Source organism: Puniceibacterium sp. IMCC21224, assembly GCF_001038505.1.
Lineage (GTDB): Bacteria > Pseudomonadota > Alphaproteobacteria > Rhodobacterales > Rhodobacteraceae > Puniceibacterium.
The window spans coordinates 120,377-137,282 of sequence record NZ_LDPY01000002.1; the positions used below are offsets into that span (position 1 = coordinate 120,377).

Sequence of the window (16,906 nt, forward strand, 5' to 3'; positions counted from 1 at the left end):
TTCATTCCTGCCGCTCCGGCCGCTGGGAAAAGCGGCGATCAAAGATCCCCTCGGCGATCCGGTTGCGCATCATTTCCAGCGATCCGCCGGCGATCTGCCAGCCACGCGATTTTCGAAAACAGTATTCCACAAGGGATTCGTCGCAATAGCCCATGCCACCCATCGCCTGCATTGCCTGATTGCACGCCTCGAAACCGGCAGTATTGCACGCCAGCTTGGCCAGCGCAGTCTGCTGCCCGTCTGGCAACCCGCGGTCGGCACTGACGACGGCGCGATACAACAACAACTGCGCCGCTTCGAGCTGCATCAGCATGTCGGCGAACTTCCATTGCAGGCCCTGGAATTCGGCCAGCGGGCGCCCGAATTGGGTTCGGTCCATGACATAGTTGCGCGCCGTGTCGAACGCAAAGCGCCCCAGCGCCTGCGCCCGCGCCGCATTGCCGATGCGTTCTGCGTTGAAACCGCTGATCTGTTTTTTGAACCCGCCCGGCCCCAGCAGGACGTTTTCGGCAGGCACATAGACATTGTCGAAATAAAGCGCGCACCATTGTTCGCCGTTCATATAGGTGCTGGGTTCGCCAAAGGAAAAGCCGTCCATACCCCGCTCAAGGATCACTGACCCGATACCGCCGATGCCGGGACCAAACCGCAGGTAGACAAGGAAGGTATCTGCCTCGACCGAATGCGAGGTAAACACCTTGCCCCCCGTCACGCGGAACCCATCGCCATCCGGTTTCGCCGTGGTGATCAGGTCGGTCACGGCCGAGCCCGCGCCCGCCTCGGTCATGCCCAGACCAATGACCTTTTCCCCCTTCAACAGTGGCTGAAGGTAGCGCTCCTTTTGTGCGGCATTGGCATATTCCGCGAGTGTGCGGATCGCCCCGAAATTGCCTGCCTGCACCACATCCGCGCTTTTGGGGCAGACGCTGGCAACGGCCTGAATGGCGATGACTGCATCCAGAAGTGTGCCGCCAACGCCGCCTTCGGATTCGGGGACTGTGATGCCCATCAACCCATTTTTAGCCATAATACGCGCCACATCAAAGGGGAAATGCGCCTCGCGCGCCCGCACAAGCGCACCGTTGGCCAGATGTCGCTGGGCCAGCTTGCCCACCGAATCCTGAAAAATCTGCTGTTCCGAATCGAGCGTGAAATCCACGTTTGTTTCCTTGTCTTGTCTGCGCCGGGACTGGCTGTTTAAAGGTCGAGGTCGATGATAAGATTGCCGTGCTGATCCGCCCGTGCTCTGGCAGACGGGGGCATGACGATGGTTGATTCGCGTTCTTCAAACACCGCCGGGCCGGGAATTCTTTGGTTCGGCGGCAGGCAGTAGCGATCATAGACCGGGGTATCGATGAAATCGCCGGCCTCGCCAAAATAGACCGGGCGCTGCCCAATCCGGGCGGTGCCGGGGCGCAGTGCCGCCTGCGGTTCCAGCACCGGCTTTGGTCCGGCAACAACGACACGCCAGGACATGATTTCGGCCGCCATAGCTTCGGTCCGACCAAAGAGGGTCAGGTAGCGCTGTTCGAACAGCTTCTGGATGGCGGCGGTATCGCCCGCGATGATCACGTCACGCGGGATCGCCACATCGACCTGATACCCTTGACCGGAATACCGCATCAGCACGCTGACAGCGGTTTGCGCATCCGTCGCGGCAATTCCAGCAGACGTGACCAGATCTATGCCTTCGCGTTCCAGTTCTGCCACCATCGTGTCGATCCGGGCCAGATCCAACCCGGTCAGCGGTTCGATCGCTGCACGGGCAAATTCGAACGAGATCGGCGAGGCCAGGAACCCAAACGCCGACGCCACGCCGGCCCCCAGCGGGCAGATCACCCGCCGCACACCCAAACGCCGCGCAAGATTGGCGGCATGAACCGGGCCGGCGCCCCCTATAGCGAGCACGGTGAAATCCTGCACCTTGCGTCCGCTTTCCAGCGCGTGGATCGTTGCGGCCTGCGCCATACTTTCGTTGACTGTCTCGTAGATGCCCCAGGCCGCCTCGACCACGGACAGACCCAGCGGTTCGGCCAGCGTCTGACGGATCGCGTCCTCGGCGGCGGCTTTGTCCAGCGCCATGTCCCCGCCAAGAAAGGACGCGGCATCCAGATATCCCAGCACCAGATCCGCATCGGTCACCGTCGGCTGACGCCCACCCAGACCGTAGCAGGCCGGGCCGGGTTTGGAACTGGCGCTTTCGGGGCCGACACGCACCAGTCCCAGCTTGTCGACCTGCGCGATGGATCCGCCGCCTGCGCCAATCTCGATCATGTCGATCACCGGGACTTGCAACGGCAAACCGCTGCCCTTGGCAAACCGAAAGACCCGGGCGACTTCGAAACTGTCGGTGCGCAGGGGTTCGCCGTTCTGAATCAGACACGCCTTGGCGGTGGTGCCGCCCATGTCGAAACACAGCAGATTGTCTTCTTGGGCCAGACGACCAAAGACCGCCGCCGCCTGCGCGCCACCCGCAGGACCGGATTGAACCAGCCGGATGGGGAATTGCACGGCGGTTTCGTGTCGCACGGTGCCGCCATCGGCCAGCATCAGGTACAGATCCTGCGGCAGCTTTAGCCGACCAAGCTCTTGCACCAGCCGCTGCACGTAATTGCGAAAGATCGGCTGGACAAAGGCGTTGGCGACGGCGGTCGAGGTCCGTTCGTATTCGCCGATCTGCGGCATGACCTCGAACGAGGTGCAAATGGTGATACCGGGCAGTTCCTGCGCCAGGATCTCTTTGACCACGCGTTCGTTTTCGTCGTTGCGAAAGGAGTGGAGGAAGACGATCGCCACCGCCTCGACCTTTGCGTCGCGCAGTTGGGCGGCCAGCGCGCGTATGGCGTCCGGGTCCGGAGATTGCAGCACGGTGCCATCGTTGCGCATCCTCTCATCCACCTCAAACCGCAGGACGCGGGGGACCAGCGGTTCCGGCATGTCGATGAACAGGTCATAGATCGAATAGCGCAGCTCGCGCCCGATCTCTAACACATCGCGAAAGCCTTGGGTTGTGACAAGCGCGGTGCGCACGCCCTTGCGTTCGATCAGGGCATTGGCGACCAGCGTGGTTCCGTGAATGATCGACTGTACGTCGCCGGGGGCCGCCTGCTCGTTCGCAAGGATGCGTTGCACTCCGTTCAGCACGCCCTCGGCGGGATCGTCGGGCGTGGTCAGCACCTTTTCATTGGCCAGCCGCCCGCTGCGCGGGTCCAGCATCACGACATCGGTGAAGGTGCCGCCGATATCGACGCCTATGCGAAAGCCGGGTGTTGCGTCAGTCATGAGGTGTATCCGTAATCCTGTTTTGCACGACCTGCTGTCACCAGACCGCTGTCGATGTCCGCGCGGATCGTCGCCGCGTCGCGTTTGTCGGGCGCGCCCATGCCACCGCCACCGGGGGTCTGAAAGGTCACGCGGTCGCCCTTGGCCAGTCGCGTCTGGCTTTTCGCGGCGATGCGTTTACCGTTGACCAGATCCAGCCCGCCACTGCCGTTTCCGCCGCCCAGCAATCCGCGCGGCGGGTTGTCGACCCGTTCGTGGCGGATGGTGACGGTCACTGGTGCCTCTCCGATGTTGAGGAAGGTCAGCCGCTGCGCGTTGCCGCCGCGAAACTGGCCAATGCCGCCGGTGTCGGGGATCAGCGCCTTTTCCTCGATCAGCAGGGGTGTCTGGTTCTCGAACTGCTCGATTGCTTGATTGGACACGTTTGAGGGGAACGACAGGCACCCCGGCCCGTCCTGTGTCGGCCGTGCGCCGTGGCCGCCGTTCATGAAGAACATCTTGACAAAGTTGCGATCCTCGCCTTCGCGCCGTCCCTTGAAATAGACGTTCCACAGCGGCGATCCGCAGTCGGCGATGATCTTGTCCGGGGCGATCTGCGACAGTGCGCCGTAGATCGCGGGGGGCATGTAGTGGCCCGATAGGTGTCGCCCCCAGACCGGCGCCGGGCGACGCGGGTTGACCAACGTACCCTCGGGCGCGGTCACGGTGATGGGCCGGAACGCACCGTCGTTGATCGGCGTGCCGGGGTCGAGCGCGCATTTGATCGCGTAGCAGCTATAGGCGGTGGTAAAGGTCATCGGCGAATTGACCGGGAATTCGATCTGTTCCGCCGTGCCCGCAAAATCGACAGTGATGTCCGAGCCGGAAATCGTGACCTTACAGTGGATGTCCAGCGGGTGATCAAAGCCGTCCGCCGTCAGCATATCTGTATAGGTGCCGTCGGGAATGGCGCTGATGGCGCGGCGCAGACTGGCCTCCGACCGATCTAGCACGTCGTCGGAAAAGGCTTCGAGATCGTCAAGTTCCTCTTCGTCCAGCAGGCGGAACAGGCGGTCGCGGCAGGCGTGATAGGCCGAAAATTGCGACCGGATATCGCCTAGGGTTTCCTCGGGTTCGCGCAGGTTCGCGGTCAGGATATCGACCAGCAGATCGTGTTCCTCACCCTCCAGCAGGATCTTGGCGACCGGGATGTTCAGCCCTTCTTCAAAGCAGTCCTTGGCGGCGGGTGACGGGGCGCCGCCAATATCGACGGTGTGAAAGATCGACCCGACAAAGCCCAGATGCCGCCCGTCGCGAAAGATCGGCTTGATCATCGTGATGTCGTTCAGATGGCCGGTGCCAAGCCAGCCATCGTTGGTGATCAGCACGTCACCGTCGCGCAGGGTCTGCACCGGATATTTGTCCAGCATCGCGGTCAGGGTGCGGGACATGGTGCCGATGAAGGATGGTACCGACCGGCGGCTCTGCGCGATCTGACGGCCACGGGCATCCAGCAGACCGATGGCAAAGTCGTAGTTTTCGCGTACCACCGACGAAAACGAGGTCCGCACACAGGTTTCCGCAACCTGATCCATCAATCCGTTAAGCCGCTCCCAGACGACGCCGATCTTGACCGGGCTGAGTTGTGTCATGTTCCGGACTCCTTTGTTTGGGGAATGTGGGTAAGCCAGCCGTCAGGGGCCGCTGCGGCACCCCGGACGGTCGAGAAAAAGGCAGTCTGGAGCGCCTGCGTCACCGGACCCCTGACGCCGGCGCCCACGGCAAAGCGATCGATTCCGACAACCGGCGTCACCTCCATCCCAGTACCGACAAGCAGCACTTCGGAGGCGGCGTACAATTCGGTTCGATCGACCGGGCGCTCGATCACCCGCGCGGTCACACCCAGATCGCGGGCCTGTTTCAGAACCGTATCGCGGGTCAGACTTTCGAGGATGCCAGCCGTCACCGGCGGCGCCACAAGCATACCGTCACGCACCAGCAGGACGCAGGCGCCGGGGGCCTCGGCGACCTGACCATCTTCGGTCAGCAGCAGCGCGGTGTCGTAGCCATCGGCGCGGGCCTGCAGCCCGGCCAGACGACCGTTAAGGTAGTTGGCGGCCGCCTTGACGCGCGGTGGGCTGGCATTGTCGCCGATCCGCCGCCAGCTAGACACCTGACAGCGCACACCGTTTTCCAGTCGCGCGGTCAGCTGTGGGCGTGGGCGGGCCAGCATGGCGACACCGGTGGGCCCCCGCGCCGTCATTTCGCCGTCACCGTCGACATAGACCTGAAGGCGGATATAGGTGTCCTCGGTCACGCCATTGCGCGCCATCAGATCCACCATCGTGCGCGCCATTTCAGCCGGGTCGGGGATCTCGTCCAGGCCCAGCACCTCACACGAGCGGCGCAACCGGTCGAGGTGTTCGCCCAGCCTGAACAGCGCGACGCCGGGGCCGCCATCCAGCGCATAGGCGCGGACCCCTTCAAAGACTGACGCGGCATAGGTCACGCCGGGGGCCAACAGTGGCAGGGTGACGCGATTGGCGGGCACAAAGGCGCCGTTTTGCCAGCCAATGGAAAAGACGGGTCCGCCAGCCATGTCAGCTGCTCCCCAGTCCGGCGGCCCGCGCTGCCTGCTTGTCGCGTAGAACCCGCCGCAGGACGAGAACCAGCAGCAGAAACATGACCGCCAGCAGCGTGACAAAGGCGGGCCGGGCAAAGAAATAGCCCAGCGGATTGGGCACCGATCCGGCGATCAGCATCGAGATCCGTAGGTTCGATTCCAGGATCGGCATCAGGATAAAGCCGATCAGCAATGGCACGGTGGGAAACGCCATCTTGGTCAGGCCCCAGCCCAGCAGACCGAACAGAAACACCAACTGGATATCAAAGATCGACCCGCGCATCGCATAGGCCCCTGCGGCGGCGATCACCAGCACCACCGGGAACAGGATGCGTTTGGGCACGCCCACCACCTTGCGCGCCACCTTGATCAGGCCGTGGCCCAGGATCAGGTTGAACAGGTTGGCTAGCAGCAGGGCTGTAAAGATCGCATAGATCGGTTCTGGGTTGTCGCGAAAAATCACCGGCCCCGGCGTGATACCTTGGATCAGCAGCGCCGACAGGATCAGCGCGGCGGCGATGTCACCGGGAATGCCAAAAGCCATCAACGGAATAAGGTTGGCCCCCGACACCGCGTTATTTGCACTTTCGGGCGCCGCAATACCTTCGAGTGTGCCCTTGCCAAACCGTTCCGGCGTTTTCGATGACCGCTTGGCCTCATTATAGGCCAAAAAGGCGGCAACGGTTGAACTGATGCCCGGCAGCGCGCCGACAGCAGTGCCAAGCGTCGAGGATTTGATCATCACTGGCAGGCAGCTCTTGAACTCGGCCCAGGACACCCGACGGTCGGCAGGATCGGTCGAGAATGTGACCGTGCTGGTCGCCAGCTGCTTGCGCGGATACTCCATCTGGCGCAGCACCTCGGCCACCGCCAGAAAACCGATGAGCATGGGGATCAGGCCGATGCCTTCCTCCATCTCGAGAAATCCCATGGTCATACGCGGGCTGGCCGTCACCGGGTCCAGCCCGACAATACCCAGCAGCATGCCCAAAAGCATCGCAAACACGCCTTTCCAGATCTTGGCGCCTGACACTACGCCCATCGTCAGCAACGAGAACGTCACCAGCAATGTGTATTCCGCCGGGCCAAAATTCAGCGCGATTGACGCAAGAAACGATGCGCCAAAGATCAGCACGATGTCGGAAAAACTGTCGCCAAAGACCGAAGAGTACAGCGCCATCTTGCAGGCTTTTTCACCTTTGCCCTGCTGCGCCAGCGGATAACCGTCCAGAACGGTGGCGGCGGCGGCGGGGGTGCCTGGAGTCTTGACCAGAATAGCCGTGATCGAACTGCCAAACAGCGATCCCTTGAACATCCCGATCAGCATCGGAATGCCGACCCATGGATCCAGGTAATAGGTGTAGGGGATCAACAGCGCGACAGCCATGGTGGCCGTCAACCCCGGAATCGCGCCTAGCAATTGCCCGGCAAGCAGCCCCACCAGGACCGCCCCCAGCGACTGCCATGTCAAGGCGAGTTGTACGCCTGCGAGTATGCTGTCCATGCGGTCTAACCTTTGAAAAGGGACGAAATTGCACCGCGCGGCAGGCGCACGCTTAGCAATTCGTCAAAGAGGAGATATGTGAAGAGGATGCAGGCCGCGCCGATCAGCGCCACCATGATCAGACGTCGTTCGCCCAGGCGGTGCACCAGATAGGCCACCAACGCAAAGCTCGCCGCGTAAAAGCCAAGCAGCGGTACCAGTAGAAACCCGTAGATGGTCGTCACGAAATTCAGCATGATGCCGCGCCGCGTTTCTTCTGCACTGCCGCTCTCGCTCAGATCGTCCGGCAGTGCGTCTAATTGCCCGCTCATCGCTGCCAGACCCAGCTGGACCAGGCGTCCGACCATGGCCGCAACCATAAGCGCCGCCAGAAGGTAGGGTGCAAAGCGCGGTGAAATTTCGCTGTCGGACCCGAACCCCTGAGGCGCGTCAATCGACAAAGGGACGTACCAAAAGGCGAACAGCGCCACGCAGGGCAGCAGTATCGCAATCAAAATCAGTTCTAGACGCACATGGACGGGCATCGTCGGGATATCCTCTGCTCGGAGGGCTGGCAGCCGGTCAAGACCAACCGCCAGCGAATTGTTGAGTGCTTTAATTGGCGAGGCCGTATTTCTCGGTCGCTTCACCCATGGCCTTGTAGTCAGCCTGCACCCGCGCGGTGAAATCGGCCGAGTTCAGATAGGCGCCTTCGGCTTTGATCCGGTCCATCAATGTCTTGAACTCGTCACTGTCAGAAATCTGCTTGAGCGTGTCATCCCAGGCGGCGATCACGTCGTCAGGCAGTCCCGCCGGTGCGGCAAGTGCGAAAAAGCTGGCCAGCTCAAGCGGATAACCCAGCTCACCCAGTGTAGGCGCATCCGGTGCCTGTGGGTTTCGGCCGGGGCTGGTTTCAGCCAGAATCTTGATCTCGCCATTGTCCAGCGCGGGACCGTAATCGGAAATGACGGCAAGGTCGATGGTGCCGGACAACAGGTTCGCCAGCTCCACCGCGCCGCCCTTTGATGGCAGGAAGGTGGTTTTGACATCCTCGGCCCGGAACACGGCCTCGGTCGCCAGGTGTGGACCACCGCGCGGCACCGCCGCCGACCAGCGCAACTGGCCCGGATTTTCGCGGGCAAATGCGATCACGTCTGCCAAGCTGTCATATTTGCCGTCGTTGCGCACGATCACCGGTTGCTTGGACAGCATGTACTGGCCCAGATAGCTTAGATCGGTGATCGGGTCATACGGTGCCTCGATGATATGTGGGCGTACGGTGACCGGGCTCGTCGAGATAAAGCAGATGGTATAGCCGTCCGGCTCGGCATTGGCGCAGCTGTTGATGCCGATGTAAGCGCCGCCGCCTTCGCGGTTTTGCACCACAAAGTTCACACCCATGATGTCGCTTGCCTTGTCAGCGATGAATCGCGAGGTGATGTCGCCATTGCCGCCCGGCGAATAGGGCACGATCAGCGTGATCTGTTCTGACGGGTAGGATTGTGCGGTGGCGACTGTCGCCGTGACTGCCAGCGCGGCAGCGCCTTTGAGGATATGTTTGATCATTTGGTCTCTCCTTGTTGGGGCGCATGAATGGCGCCGGAAATGCGTCGGTCTTGAATACGTGCAGGACCATCTGCCTCTGACGGGCAGTTTTGCGTTTTGGTCCCTATCCAAGCGCGACGCGGTTGCGATACGCTGACGCGGGAACAGGCCCCGTGGGCAGTATCGAAATCGAAAGGGCTGGTATGCTTGACATTGAAACTGACGATATGCGTCGTCGACTTGAGCATGGCACCGCTGCCGATGTGCGTCTTGCGATCCGCGACGGACGCTGGCGCGGCACGACACATGCGCTGGCGCGCGGATACGCGCAGGCCAACCTTGCCATTGTGCCTGCGGGCGCCGCTCTCGACTTTATGCGGTTCTGCCTGCGCAATCCCAAGCCGTGCCCGTTGCTGGATGTGACCGATACCGGCGATCCCGAGTTCCGGCAGATCGCGCCCGGGTCGGACGTGCGTCGCGACTTGTCGGGCTATTGCGTCTACCGTGACGGGGTGCTGGTCGACGAAACTGACGATATCTCGGCGCTCTGGCGGGACGATCTGGTGGCTTTTGCCATGGGGTGTTCGCTGTCCTTTGACGCGGTGCTTCAGGACAATGGTCTGCGTGTGGCGCATCTGGCGCAGCCCGGCGGGCGTATCGCGGTCTATACCTCGGGGATTGATTGCGTGCCCGCTGGCCCGTTCCGCGGCCCTATGGTCGTTTCGCTGCGGCCGATCCCACAAGATGAAGTCGACCGCGTGGTCGAGGTGACGCGGCGCTATCCGTCGGTCCATGGTGGGCCGGTACACATCGGCGATCCCGCTGCCATCGGCATCCATGACACTCAGGCCGTCGACTGGGGCAAACCGCCTGTGATCGGGGCGAATGATGTGCCCGTGTTCTGGGGGTGCGGTGTCACCCCTCAGGCGGTGGCCATGGCAGCAAAGCTGCCGTTGATGATCACACACAAGACAGGTCATATGCTGCTCACCGATCTCAAGGTAAAGGCGCTGGACCAATGAGTGCATCGCTGGCTGAAAAACTTGCGCAGCGTCCGTGCTTTGGCGTCAGCTGCCGTCTGACCCGCACCACGGACATCGCTGCGATGCTGCGCGATTGCGGCTATGATTGGATGTTCCTTGATCTGGAACACGGCCCGCTCAGCATGGATCAGATCACGCAGACCGCCCTTGCCGGGGTAGAGGCCGGGGTCACGCCGCTGGTACGGGTGGCCGATGCTGCGCCGGGGCCGATACATCGGGTGTTGTCCAATGGCGCGATGGGCGTGATTGTCCCGCATGTGGACGATCCCGAAACCGCCGCCGCCATCGCCCGCGAATGTCGTTTTCCGCCCCACGGCCATAGATCGGTGCCCGGCATTCTGCCGCAACTTGGCTATGCGCCGCGCAGTTTTGCCGATGCCGCAAAGATACTTGACCCGATCACACTCTGCGCTGTGATGATCGAAAGCCGCACCGCAGTCGAGGCCGTGGACGAGATCGCCTCGGTTGACGGGGTCGACATCCTGTTTGTCGGCGCGTCGGATCTGACGTTCCAGCTGGGCAAACCCAGCGCGTACGGCGACCCCGAGATGGTCGCGGCGATGGAAAAGGTGGCCGCCGCAGCGCAGCGCCACGGCAAGGTCTGCGGCTTTGGTGGTGTGGCGGATGCCGACATGACGCGGCGCTACATTGATTTCGGGATGAATTTTATTCTGGCCGGCAATGACCAGACCATGTTCCTGCAAGGGGCGCGGGCGCGGCTGGCGGCTTTGACGGGCAAGGGTTAGCATCATCCTCTAGCCCCGCATCGCTTTGAGTTGCGCGGCGTATCCTCCGGGGTCAAGGACCACATCAATCAGTGACGGTCCCGGCGCCTGTTCCGCTTCGATCAGCGCCGCCTCGTACTCGGCCTTAGTCGTCACGCGCCAGGCCACGCAGCCAAAGCCCCGCGCCACCGCTGCAAAATCTGTCCGGGGCCAGCGCACGCCAGCGGATTTCAGCCCGCGCTGCTGCTGTTTCAGGTCGATCAACGTCAGCGCACCGTCGTTGAAGACGATCACTGTGACCGGGACAGCATATTGCACGGCTGTGGCGAGTTCACCAACGCACATCTTGAGCCCGCCATCACCGGTAAAGGCGATGACGCGGCGTGATGGGTCCGCAAGCCCGGTGGCAATCGCCGCAGGCAGCGCAAAAGCCATCGAGGCAAGCCCGTTCGAGATCTGCAAATCATTCGGTCTGTCGGCCGGCCAGAATCCCGTGGCACTCAGCATATGTGCCCCCGCGTCGACAGTGATCCGGGCATCGCTCAGGTGCTTTGCCGCCGCCTGGACGATAACTTGCGGGTCAATCGCAGCCCCTTCAGGAAACGAGATCGCGCTGCGCATCGCGTTCGCCAGATCGCGGATGTCGTCCGGCGTCCAATCGCTGGCACTGTTGCGTCCCGTCAGTGTATTCAGGTTTGGGATCAGCGGGCCGTACACGCCGGCGGAAATGTTGGTATAGTGCGGTTGGTGGTGGATTTCGGCGATATCCAGCACCGGCACGTCATAACGCCACGGCTGCAAGATCAGCTCGACCGGGTCCAGCCCGACCAATACGATCAGATCGGCCCGCTCTAGTGTTGGTGCCTCTGCCGTGCCGCAGGTGAACAGCCCCACGCGGGCAGGATGCGCGTCTGGTATAACGCCCTTGGCTTTGTACGTGGTCAGAACCGGACAGCCCAGACTTTCGACAAGCCGCAATGTCGCCTCTGATGCAGAGCGCGCCTCGAGTCCGACCACCACCACCGGGCGGCGCGCTTGTGACAGCAGGACGCGCGCGTCGTCCAGTGACAGGCATGCTGATGTGGCGGGTGATGCGGTCATCGCCGTCGGCGCCGCCTGGCGCCGGGCCGCAGCACCTGTCAGTTCGATATGCACCGGCCCACGACAGGGCGCACAGGCAAGGTCGATCAATCGCTCAATCTCGGCGGTGGGTTCGTCGCCGTCAAGCCGACTGTGGGCTTTGACCACCGGTCGGCTCATCCCTTCCTGATCGAACACCTGATGTGTCACATAGGCTTTGAGCGTCTCGGAAAACCCGTCGGTGATGCAGATCACCGGCGCCCGGTCGAGCGCGGCATGCGCCAGCCCGTTCATCGCCTGAGCCAGCCCCGGCCCCTTGGTGGTCAGCGCTGCACCGGGTGCACCCGAGATATCAGCGTCGGCGGCAGCCATCATCACCGCAGCATTTTCGCTGCGGGCCAGTACAAAGGTCATGCCAAGCGACTCGGCCGCCGCAATCAGATCAAGCGACGATCCACCCCCCGGAACACCGTAAAGCCGCCGCGTCCCACGCCGATACAGCGCCTCAACCAGATGACCGGCGACTGTCTGTGTGGTCATTGCATCATTCTGCATGTCGGCCCCCAAACCGGTCATTGTCGAAATATCTGCTCACCCGCCGCTCTGTTCGCCCGGCGATCACACTGCGCGTCGGGGCACGGGCCCCATGATTCTGATCGTTCATCGCCCCATCCCCGGCCTGACACACAAAGGATTGCCGCATACCGTCGGCAATACAAATAAAAAGTACATTTATGATACCGGATAATGAATATATTGGTACATTTTGCAGTTTCCAGGTGCGTTCCAGCCATGCGGCGCGGGTTTAGGCACACGCACCTGGGGAATCGGTCGGAGGAAAACCGGCGCCATCATCTGGCCGACGGGCGGTGCACTGAATCACTCTCGGGCAGTGTCATGCGACTGGCGTCACGGGTCTGCCGGTATGCCCGGTCGCCTGTTCGTAAGCATGCCCGACACGCAACACCGCAGCGTCCCCAAGGCGTGGCCCGACGATCTGAAGGCCGATTGGCAACCCGGCCCGCGATGTACCGCAGCGCACCGAAAGCGACGGGGCATCCAGCAGATTGGCCGGCACGGCAAGCATCGGAGCCTTGAGGTAATCCAATGGCCCGATATCGTCGATCAATGGCGGATCACCGGGCACAGCCTCGAATACAAGCACATCGAACCGCGCCCAGACGGGATCTACCGCGTGGACAAGGTGCCTCCGTTGGATGCGGGCCCGTTCAGCGTCGGCGGCGGTGATCGCAGCCCCACCGTGCAACCGGACGCGGGTGTTGGGCGACATCGCTGAATCGTTGGCCACGGCACCTGAATAGAGCGCGTACGCCTGGGACAGCATCAGCGGCAGGAAACAGTCGGTAAACGCCTGCAACGGCGGCAGCGTCACTTCATCGACCAACGCCCCAAGGTCGGTGAGGACGCTAAGCGCCCGTGAAACGGCAGCACGTTGTTCCGCTGCCACGCGCGCATCGGTGCCAAACTGTGTTACATGCCCGACGCGCAGCCCGTCCAACCGTTGTGTCAGTGCGCCAGAAAAAGAGAGTGAGGGATCGCGCCGACCCAGCAGGGCATCCAGCAACAAAGCACAATCGCGACTGTCCCGTGCCATCGGTCCCACCTGATCCAGCGCCGGCGCAAGCGGAAAAACCCCCTGACAACTGACCAGTCCGCCCGTAGGTTTCAGCCCGACAACACCGCAAAAGGTGGCGGGAATACGGATCGACCCGCCAGTATCGGTGCCCAGTGCTGCGGGCATCATCCCGGTCGCTAGCGCCACCGCAGAACCAGAGGACGAGGCACCAGGGGTCCGCGCCGGATCATACGGGTTACGCGCAAACGGCAGCACGTCCTCTGCACCCGGTGCGCCCAGGCAGTATTCGGCGCAATGCAGCTTACCCAACAGCGGCATTCCCGCCGCGTCCAGCGCCCGCCACGCATCTGCGCTCGTCTCTGGGGTAAAGCGGCCACAGAGTTTGGTCGGCACATCTTGGATCGCAAAGGCGTCTTTCAGACCAACCGGGATTCCGTGCAACGCCCCTCGCGAAACTCCGCGCGCAAGCTCTGCATCGTGCAGGCGCGCCAGTGCGCGGGCATGCTCGAACGTTGGGGTGACTATGGCGCAGGTTGATCCCATGGTTTCGCAGCGGGCAATTAGCGCATCGGTCAGGTCCAACGCACTGATTTCGCGAGCAGCGATAAGACCAGAGAGCGCGTGCAGGCCAAGTTCGTGCAGCTTAGTCATCGTCCGAACCCTTTGACAAGAATGTATATATTCGCGCAGGCGGCCAATCTGAGTGCCGAACGTAAGGACGCATCCGCATGAGGAGACCTCAGGAAAAGGCGGCGCTGGTCACAGGCGCCGCACGGGGTCCCGGCATCGCCATGGCGGACCGCTATGCCGCCGAAGGTGCGCGTCTGGATCTGGTTCCGGGCGCTGTCGGGGATCGGCCTCTCAGCGTCGAAGCCGCCGTGAACACCAGCGGGTAACTCGCTCAACAGGGTCATACGGCCACTCGGTCATGGTATCGCTTTGCCCAGGCCGCACCGTCCAGCCAGGGATCAAGTGATGCCCGCGACGGGGCCGCGTCACTGAGCGCTGTCACCATCGCCCAGACCAGCGCGAGGTTGGGTGTCAGCACAGGTATGCCGCGATCCCGTTGCCCCAGCAGGGTGCCCAGCGTAGCAAGGCCAGTGCCCAGGATCACAATGGCGTCGACATCGCTGCCCTCAAGCGCGCCAAGCCCCGCGCGCGACGCATTCCCCGAGAGCGAATAGATCGGATGAAACGCAGCCTCCTGACCGGCCAACCGCTCAACCGGCCCGATCTCGAATCCGCGCGCCGCCCAGTAACGCATACCTGCATCATGCAGCGTATCGCCGTAGGGCGAGACAATGCCGATCCGGCGCGCCCCTAAACACTGCAGCGCATCGGTAATGGCCTGCGCTGCCGTCACCACAGGCACCCCGCGACGCTGGGCAATCGTGTCCAGACTGCGCTGTTCCACCTGCGGATCAATGAGGTAGGACGCCCCGGTACAGGCAAATCCCACCGCCCGGATAGGCGCATTGGCAAAGCGCGCAATGGTGTCATCCATACGCGCCACGTAATCCATCAACCGGTCCTCCATCGTAGGACGGTCACTGGTCAGCCGTGCGGTCAAGGCGGCGTAGCCCGGTGGGCACAGGATCTGCACCTCAAGTTCGGCGGTGGTGTTGGCCTGCGGGGTCAGCAGGCCGAACAGACCCTTTGGGGCGTATTCGGTCATGTCTTTTCCCAATTTGATGCACCGTTCAGCGACGGTGCCCGTCCCGGAGCAAGCTGCGGATGGTTCGACAGGCGCAGCGGCGAACGCGGGGTCAGCACTTCGGGCACGCCGGGATGCGTCTGGCGGGTGAACATCGGATTGGCATCGCTGGCGCGGGCATCTTCGGCCAACATCTGTGCGGTGTCGCGATAGGGGCTCCAGCAGACCGACGTTTCCGAAAATGCGGCGGCAATCTGGTTCAGATCCCGCTGTCCCGCCCAAACCTGTAAATGCGCCCCGACCTGCGCCTGCAAGTCGTAGCGCACGTGTTCGTCGTCCAGATCGCGACCATTCGAGGCGGCGAGCGCGCTCATCTTGGAATCCAGCCCCGTCGCGGCCACCAACGCGCGCCACTGCTTGCGCGTGACAGCAACGACCATGAACCAGCGTCCGCAGCGGGTGGCAAAATCGCGGCCAAAGCTGCCGTAGACCCAATTCCCCTGACGCGGGCGTGGGGTGCCGGTCAGTTCAGTCTCGGCGAGAATGCCTACATTTGCCATTGTCTCCATCGCCACGTCCGACAGGCTGAGCGCGATATGCTGGCCCTTGCCTGTGCGTTGCCGCTCCAGCGCGGCGGCGAGTATCCCCATCGCCAGCGTTCGCCCGGCAATCACGTCCCAAAAGGGCACCGCATTGTTCACGGGATCGTGGCGATCCTCGGGTCCTGTCATCATCGCCGCACCGCAGGCGGCATGCACCGTGTAATCAATCGCCGAGGTGCCATCGGGGCTGCCATCCAGCGTCACGACAATTGCATCGGGTCGCCGCCCAAGCAGCGCCTGCGGCGTCAGCATGTCCCGCGTCGGCAGGTTGGTGACAAAGATGCCACCGCCCTGCGCCCCGTCCCGCCCATCGCCCGGCTCATCGTCGCAGATCATATCCGCCGCAGCCTGCCGCCCGCTTGCCGTCCGCAGGTCCAGCGTGACAGAACCCTTGCCACGATTGAGCATCGTCCAGTACAGACTGGCCCCCGACGGTGCCAGCGGCCAGCGACGATAGTCGAGGCCCCCTTCGGGCGGATCCAGCCGGGTCACCTCGGCACCCAACTGGGCAAGGCTCATCGTGGCCAGCGGCGCGGCGATAAAGGCGGTGCTTTCCACAATGCGCAGCCCGGTCAGCGGACCCTTGGCGGGATGCATGGTCATTCCGCGACCTGTCGGGTCCCATAAAGGCGGTCAAGCTCTGCCGTGACATAGGCGTGGCTTTCCACATCGGCAAACTTCATGTCCATGTCGAACAGGTTGGCCTGATGCGCTGATGCGCTGCGGTCGCCCACCGCCTCTTCGACGACGATCACCCGGAAATTGTGGGAAAAGGCATCCGTCACAGCGGCACGCACGCAGCCACTGGTCGAGATACCGACCACAACCAGCGTATCAACCCGATCGTAGCGCAGAAAGGACTCTAATGGTGTCTCAAAAAAGCACGATGGTTTGTTTTTCTCGATCACCACGTCGGCGGCAGTAGGGGCGTACTCGTCGGGCCATTCATCGGCACGCGGATCGACGGTGTATCCATGGCTTTCGGCCACGGACAGCTTGAGATTCCAGATACCGCGCCGTACCGGATGGTTGCGGTTGTCACGACGACTGTAATAAATTGGCAGGCCAAACTGACGGAACTGCGTGGTCAGGTCAATGATGGCCGTCTTAAGCTGGGGCAGTTCGCGCCCGCACATGTCATAGGACGGATCGACAAACATCCAGGTTGTGTCGATATTCAGCAACGCCACCCGCTCTCCAAAACCGATGCGTTCGCCAAAGCCACCCTTGCGGTATGTCGCAAGGTCCTCGTCCGGGACGAAGCCCTGCCATTTTTCCAATTTTCCGGACATT

15 protein-coding genes are annotated in these 16,906 nt (G+C 62.5%); 3 read left to right on the forward strand and 12 right to left on the reverse strand.

Going from position 1 to position 16,906, the window contains the following annotated elements; translation table 11 throughout:
* Position 1: 1 nt before the first annotated feature.
* From IMCC21224_RS20035 to IMCC21224_RS20065, 7 genes are all read right to left on the reverse strand, one after another.
* The gene (locus IMCC21224_RS20035) at positions 2-1,159 is read right to left on the reverse strand and encodes an acyl-CoA dehydrogenase family protein (protein WP_047997365.1); all 1,158 of its coding nucleotides are present in this window, start codon (positions 1,157-1,159) and stop codon (positions 2-4) included.
* Positions 1,160-1,197: 38 nt separating this feature from the next.
* Entirely contained in the window at positions 1,198-3,282 is a 2,085-nt protein-coding gene (locus tag IMCC21224_RS20040) for a hydantoinase/oxoprolinase family protein (protein ID WP_047997366.1), read from the reverse strand.
* Positions 3,279-4,913, reverse strand: coding sequence for a hydantoinase B/oxoprolinase family protein (locus IMCC21224_RS20045; protein ID WP_047997367.1), 1,635 nt, complete (start codon positions 4,911-4,913; stop codon positions 3,279-3,281). The genes IMCC21224_RS20040 and IMCC21224_RS20045 overlap by 4 nt, the downstream gene beginning before the upstream one ends.
* Positions 4,910-5,860 (reverse strand): aminotransferase class IV, encoded by a 951-nt coding sequence (locus IMCC21224_RS20050; RefSeq protein ID WP_047997368.1) that lies wholly within the window; start codon positions 5,858-5,860, stop codon positions 4,910-4,912. The genes IMCC21224_RS20045 and IMCC21224_RS20050 overlap by 4 nt, the downstream gene beginning before the upstream one ends.
* Position 5,861: 1 nt before the next feature.
* Positions 5,862-7,388 (reverse strand): tripartite tricarboxylate transporter permease, encoded by a 1,527-nt coding sequence (locus tag IMCC21224_RS20055; protein ID WP_047997369.1) that lies wholly within the window; start codon positions 7,386-7,388, stop codon positions 5,862-5,864.
* Positions 7,389-7,393: 5 nt separating this feature from the next.
* On the reverse strand, positions 7,394-7,912 hold the full coding sequence (locus IMCC21224_RS20060) for a tripartite tricarboxylate transporter TctB family protein (RefSeq protein WP_047997370.1): 519 nt from the start codon (positions 7,910-7,912) through the stop codon (positions 7,394-7,396).
* A 70-nt stretch (positions 7,913-7,982) separates the two neighbouring features.
* Positions 7,983-8,933: a tripartite tricarboxylate transporter substrate binding protein gene (locus IMCC21224_RS20065; RefSeq protein ID WP_047997371.1), complete on the reverse strand. Its 951-nt coding sequence runs from the start codon at positions 8,931-8,933 to the stop codon at positions 7,983-7,985.
* Positions 8,934-9,115: 182 nt separating this feature from the next.
* On the opposite strand from IMCC21224_RS20065, the gene IMCC21224_RS20070 reads away from it, so the two are divergent.
* Both IMCC21224_RS20070 and IMCC21224_RS20075 read left to right on the forward strand, forming a co-directional pair.
* Positions 9,116-9,934 carry a putative hydro-lyase gene (locus tag IMCC21224_RS20070; RefSeq protein WP_082135357.1) on the forward strand — a complete coding sequence of 273 codons (819 nt, stop codon included), beginning with the start codon at positions 9,116-9,118 and terminating at the stop codon, positions 9,932-9,934.
* Positions 9,931-10,701, forward strand: a complete 771-nt coding sequence (locus IMCC21224_RS20075) for an HpcH/HpaI aldolase/citrate lyase family protein (protein ID WP_047997372.1) — start codon at positions 9,931-9,933, stop codon at positions 10,699-10,701. Before IMCC21224_RS20070 ends, IMCC21224_RS20075 begins: the two co-directional genes overlap by 4 nt.
* A gap of 9 nt (positions 10,702-10,710) precedes the next feature.
* Here IMCC21224_RS20075 and IMCC21224_RS20080 read toward each other — a convergent pair whose 3' ends face one another.
* A complete protein-coding gene (locus IMCC21224_RS20080) occupies positions 10,711-12,300 on the reverse strand; it encodes a thiamine pyrophosphate-binding protein (protein ID WP_197089259.1) in 1,590 nt (529 codons plus the stop codon).
* A gap of 355 nt (positions 12,301-12,655) precedes the next feature.
* The gene (locus IMCC21224_RS20085) at positions 12,656-14,008 is read right to left on the reverse strand and encodes an amidase (protein ID WP_047997374.1); all 1,353 of its coding nucleotides are present in this window, start codon (positions 14,006-14,008) and stop codon (positions 12,656-12,658) included.
* 77 nt (positions 14,009-14,085) lie between these two features.
* On the opposite strand from IMCC21224_RS20085, the gene IMCC21224_RS27975 reads away from it, so the two are divergent.
* Entirely contained in the window at positions 14,086-14,253 is a 168-nt protein-coding gene (locus IMCC21224_RS27975; RefSeq protein ID WP_156178378.1) for a hypothetical protein, read from the forward strand.
* Between the two features lie 14 nt (positions 14,254-14,267).
* On the opposite strand, the gene IMCC21224_RS20090 is transcribed toward IMCC21224_RS27975, so the two are convergent.
* The 3 genes from IMCC21224_RS20090 to IMCC21224_RS20100 are packed head-to-tail and all read right to left on the reverse strand — an operon-like array spanning position 14,268 to position 16,905.
* The gene (locus tag IMCC21224_RS20090) at positions 14,268-15,032 is read right to left on the reverse strand and encodes a hypothetical protein (RefSeq protein WP_047997375.1); all 765 of its coding nucleotides are present in this window, start codon (positions 15,030-15,032) and stop codon (positions 14,268-14,270) included.
* Complete coding sequence (locus tag IMCC21224_RS20095; RefSeq protein WP_053079100.1) at positions 15,029-16,216, reverse strand: CoA transferase; 1,188 nt, start codon at positions 16,214-16,216, stop codon at positions 15,029-15,031. Before IMCC21224_RS20095 ends, IMCC21224_RS20090 begins: the two co-directional genes overlap by 4 nt.
* A complete protein-coding gene (locus tag IMCC21224_RS20100) occupies positions 16,213-16,905 on the reverse strand; it encodes an isochorismatase family protein (RefSeq protein ID WP_053079101.1) in 693 nt (230 codons plus the stop codon). Before IMCC21224_RS20100 ends, IMCC21224_RS20095 begins: the two co-directional genes overlap by 4 nt.
* Position 16,906 lies beyond the last annotated feature (1 nt).

Excerpts from the sequence above, each read along its gene's own strand:
- IMCC21224_RS20075 (WP_047997372.1), top strand. The coding sequence starts at position 9,931 with ATGAGTGCATCGCTGGCTGAAAAACTTGCGCAGCGTCCGTGCTTTGGC.
- IMCC21224_RS20045 (WP_047997367.1), bottom strand. The coding sequence starts at position 4,913 with ATGACACAACTCAGCCCGGTCAAGATCGGCGTCGTCTGGGAGCGGCTT.
- IMCC21224_RS20040 (WP_047997366.1), bottom strand. The coding sequence starts at position 3,282 with ATGACTGACGCAACACCCGGCTTTCGCATAGGCGTCGATATCGGCGGC.
- IMCC21224_RS20090 (WP_047997375.1), bottom strand. The coding sequence starts at position 15,032 with ATGACCGAATACGCCCCAAAGGGTCTGTTCGGCCTGCTGACCCCGCAG.
- IMCC21224_RS20100 (WP_053079101.1), bottom strand. The coding sequence starts at position 16,905 with ATGTCCGGAAAATTGGAAAAATGGCAGGGCTTCGTCCCGGACGAGGAC.
- IMCC21224_RS20055 (WP_047997369.1), bottom strand. The coding sequence starts at position 7,388 with ATGGACAGCATACTCGCAGGCGTACAACTCGCCTTGACATGGCAGTCG.
- IMCC21224_RS27975 (WP_156178378.1), top strand. The coding sequence starts at position 14,086 with ATGAGGAGACCTCAGGAAAAGGCGGCGCTGGTCACAGGCGCCGCACGG.
- IMCC21224_RS20070 (WP_082135357.1), top strand. The coding sequence starts at position 9,116 with ATGCTTGACATTGAAACTGACGATATGCGTCGTCGACTTGAGCATGGC.
- IMCC21224_RS20080 (WP_197089259.1), bottom strand. The coding sequence starts at position 12,300 with ATGACCACACAGACAGTCGCCGGTCATCTGGTTGAGGCGCTGTATCGG.
- IMCC21224_RS20065 (WP_047997371.1), bottom strand. The coding sequence starts at position 8,933 with ATGATCAAACATATCCTCAAAGGCGCTGCCGCGCTGGCAGTCACGGCG.
- IMCC21224_RS20085 (WP_047997374.1), bottom strand. The coding sequence starts at position 14,008 with ATGACTAAGCTGCACGAACTTGGCCTGCACGCGCTCTCTGGTCTTATC.
- IMCC21224_RS20050 (WP_047997368.1), bottom strand. The coding sequence starts at position 5,860 with ATGGCTGGCGGACCCGTCTTTTCCATTGGCTGGCAAAACGGCGCCTTT.
- IMCC21224_RS20060 (WP_047997370.1), bottom strand. The coding sequence starts at position 7,912 with ATGCCCGTCCATGTGCGTCTAGAACTGATTTTGATTGCGATACTGCTG.
- IMCC21224_RS20095 (WP_053079100.1), bottom strand. The coding sequence starts at position 16,216 with ATGACCATGCATCCCGCCAAGGGTCCGCTGACCGGGCTGCGCATTGTG.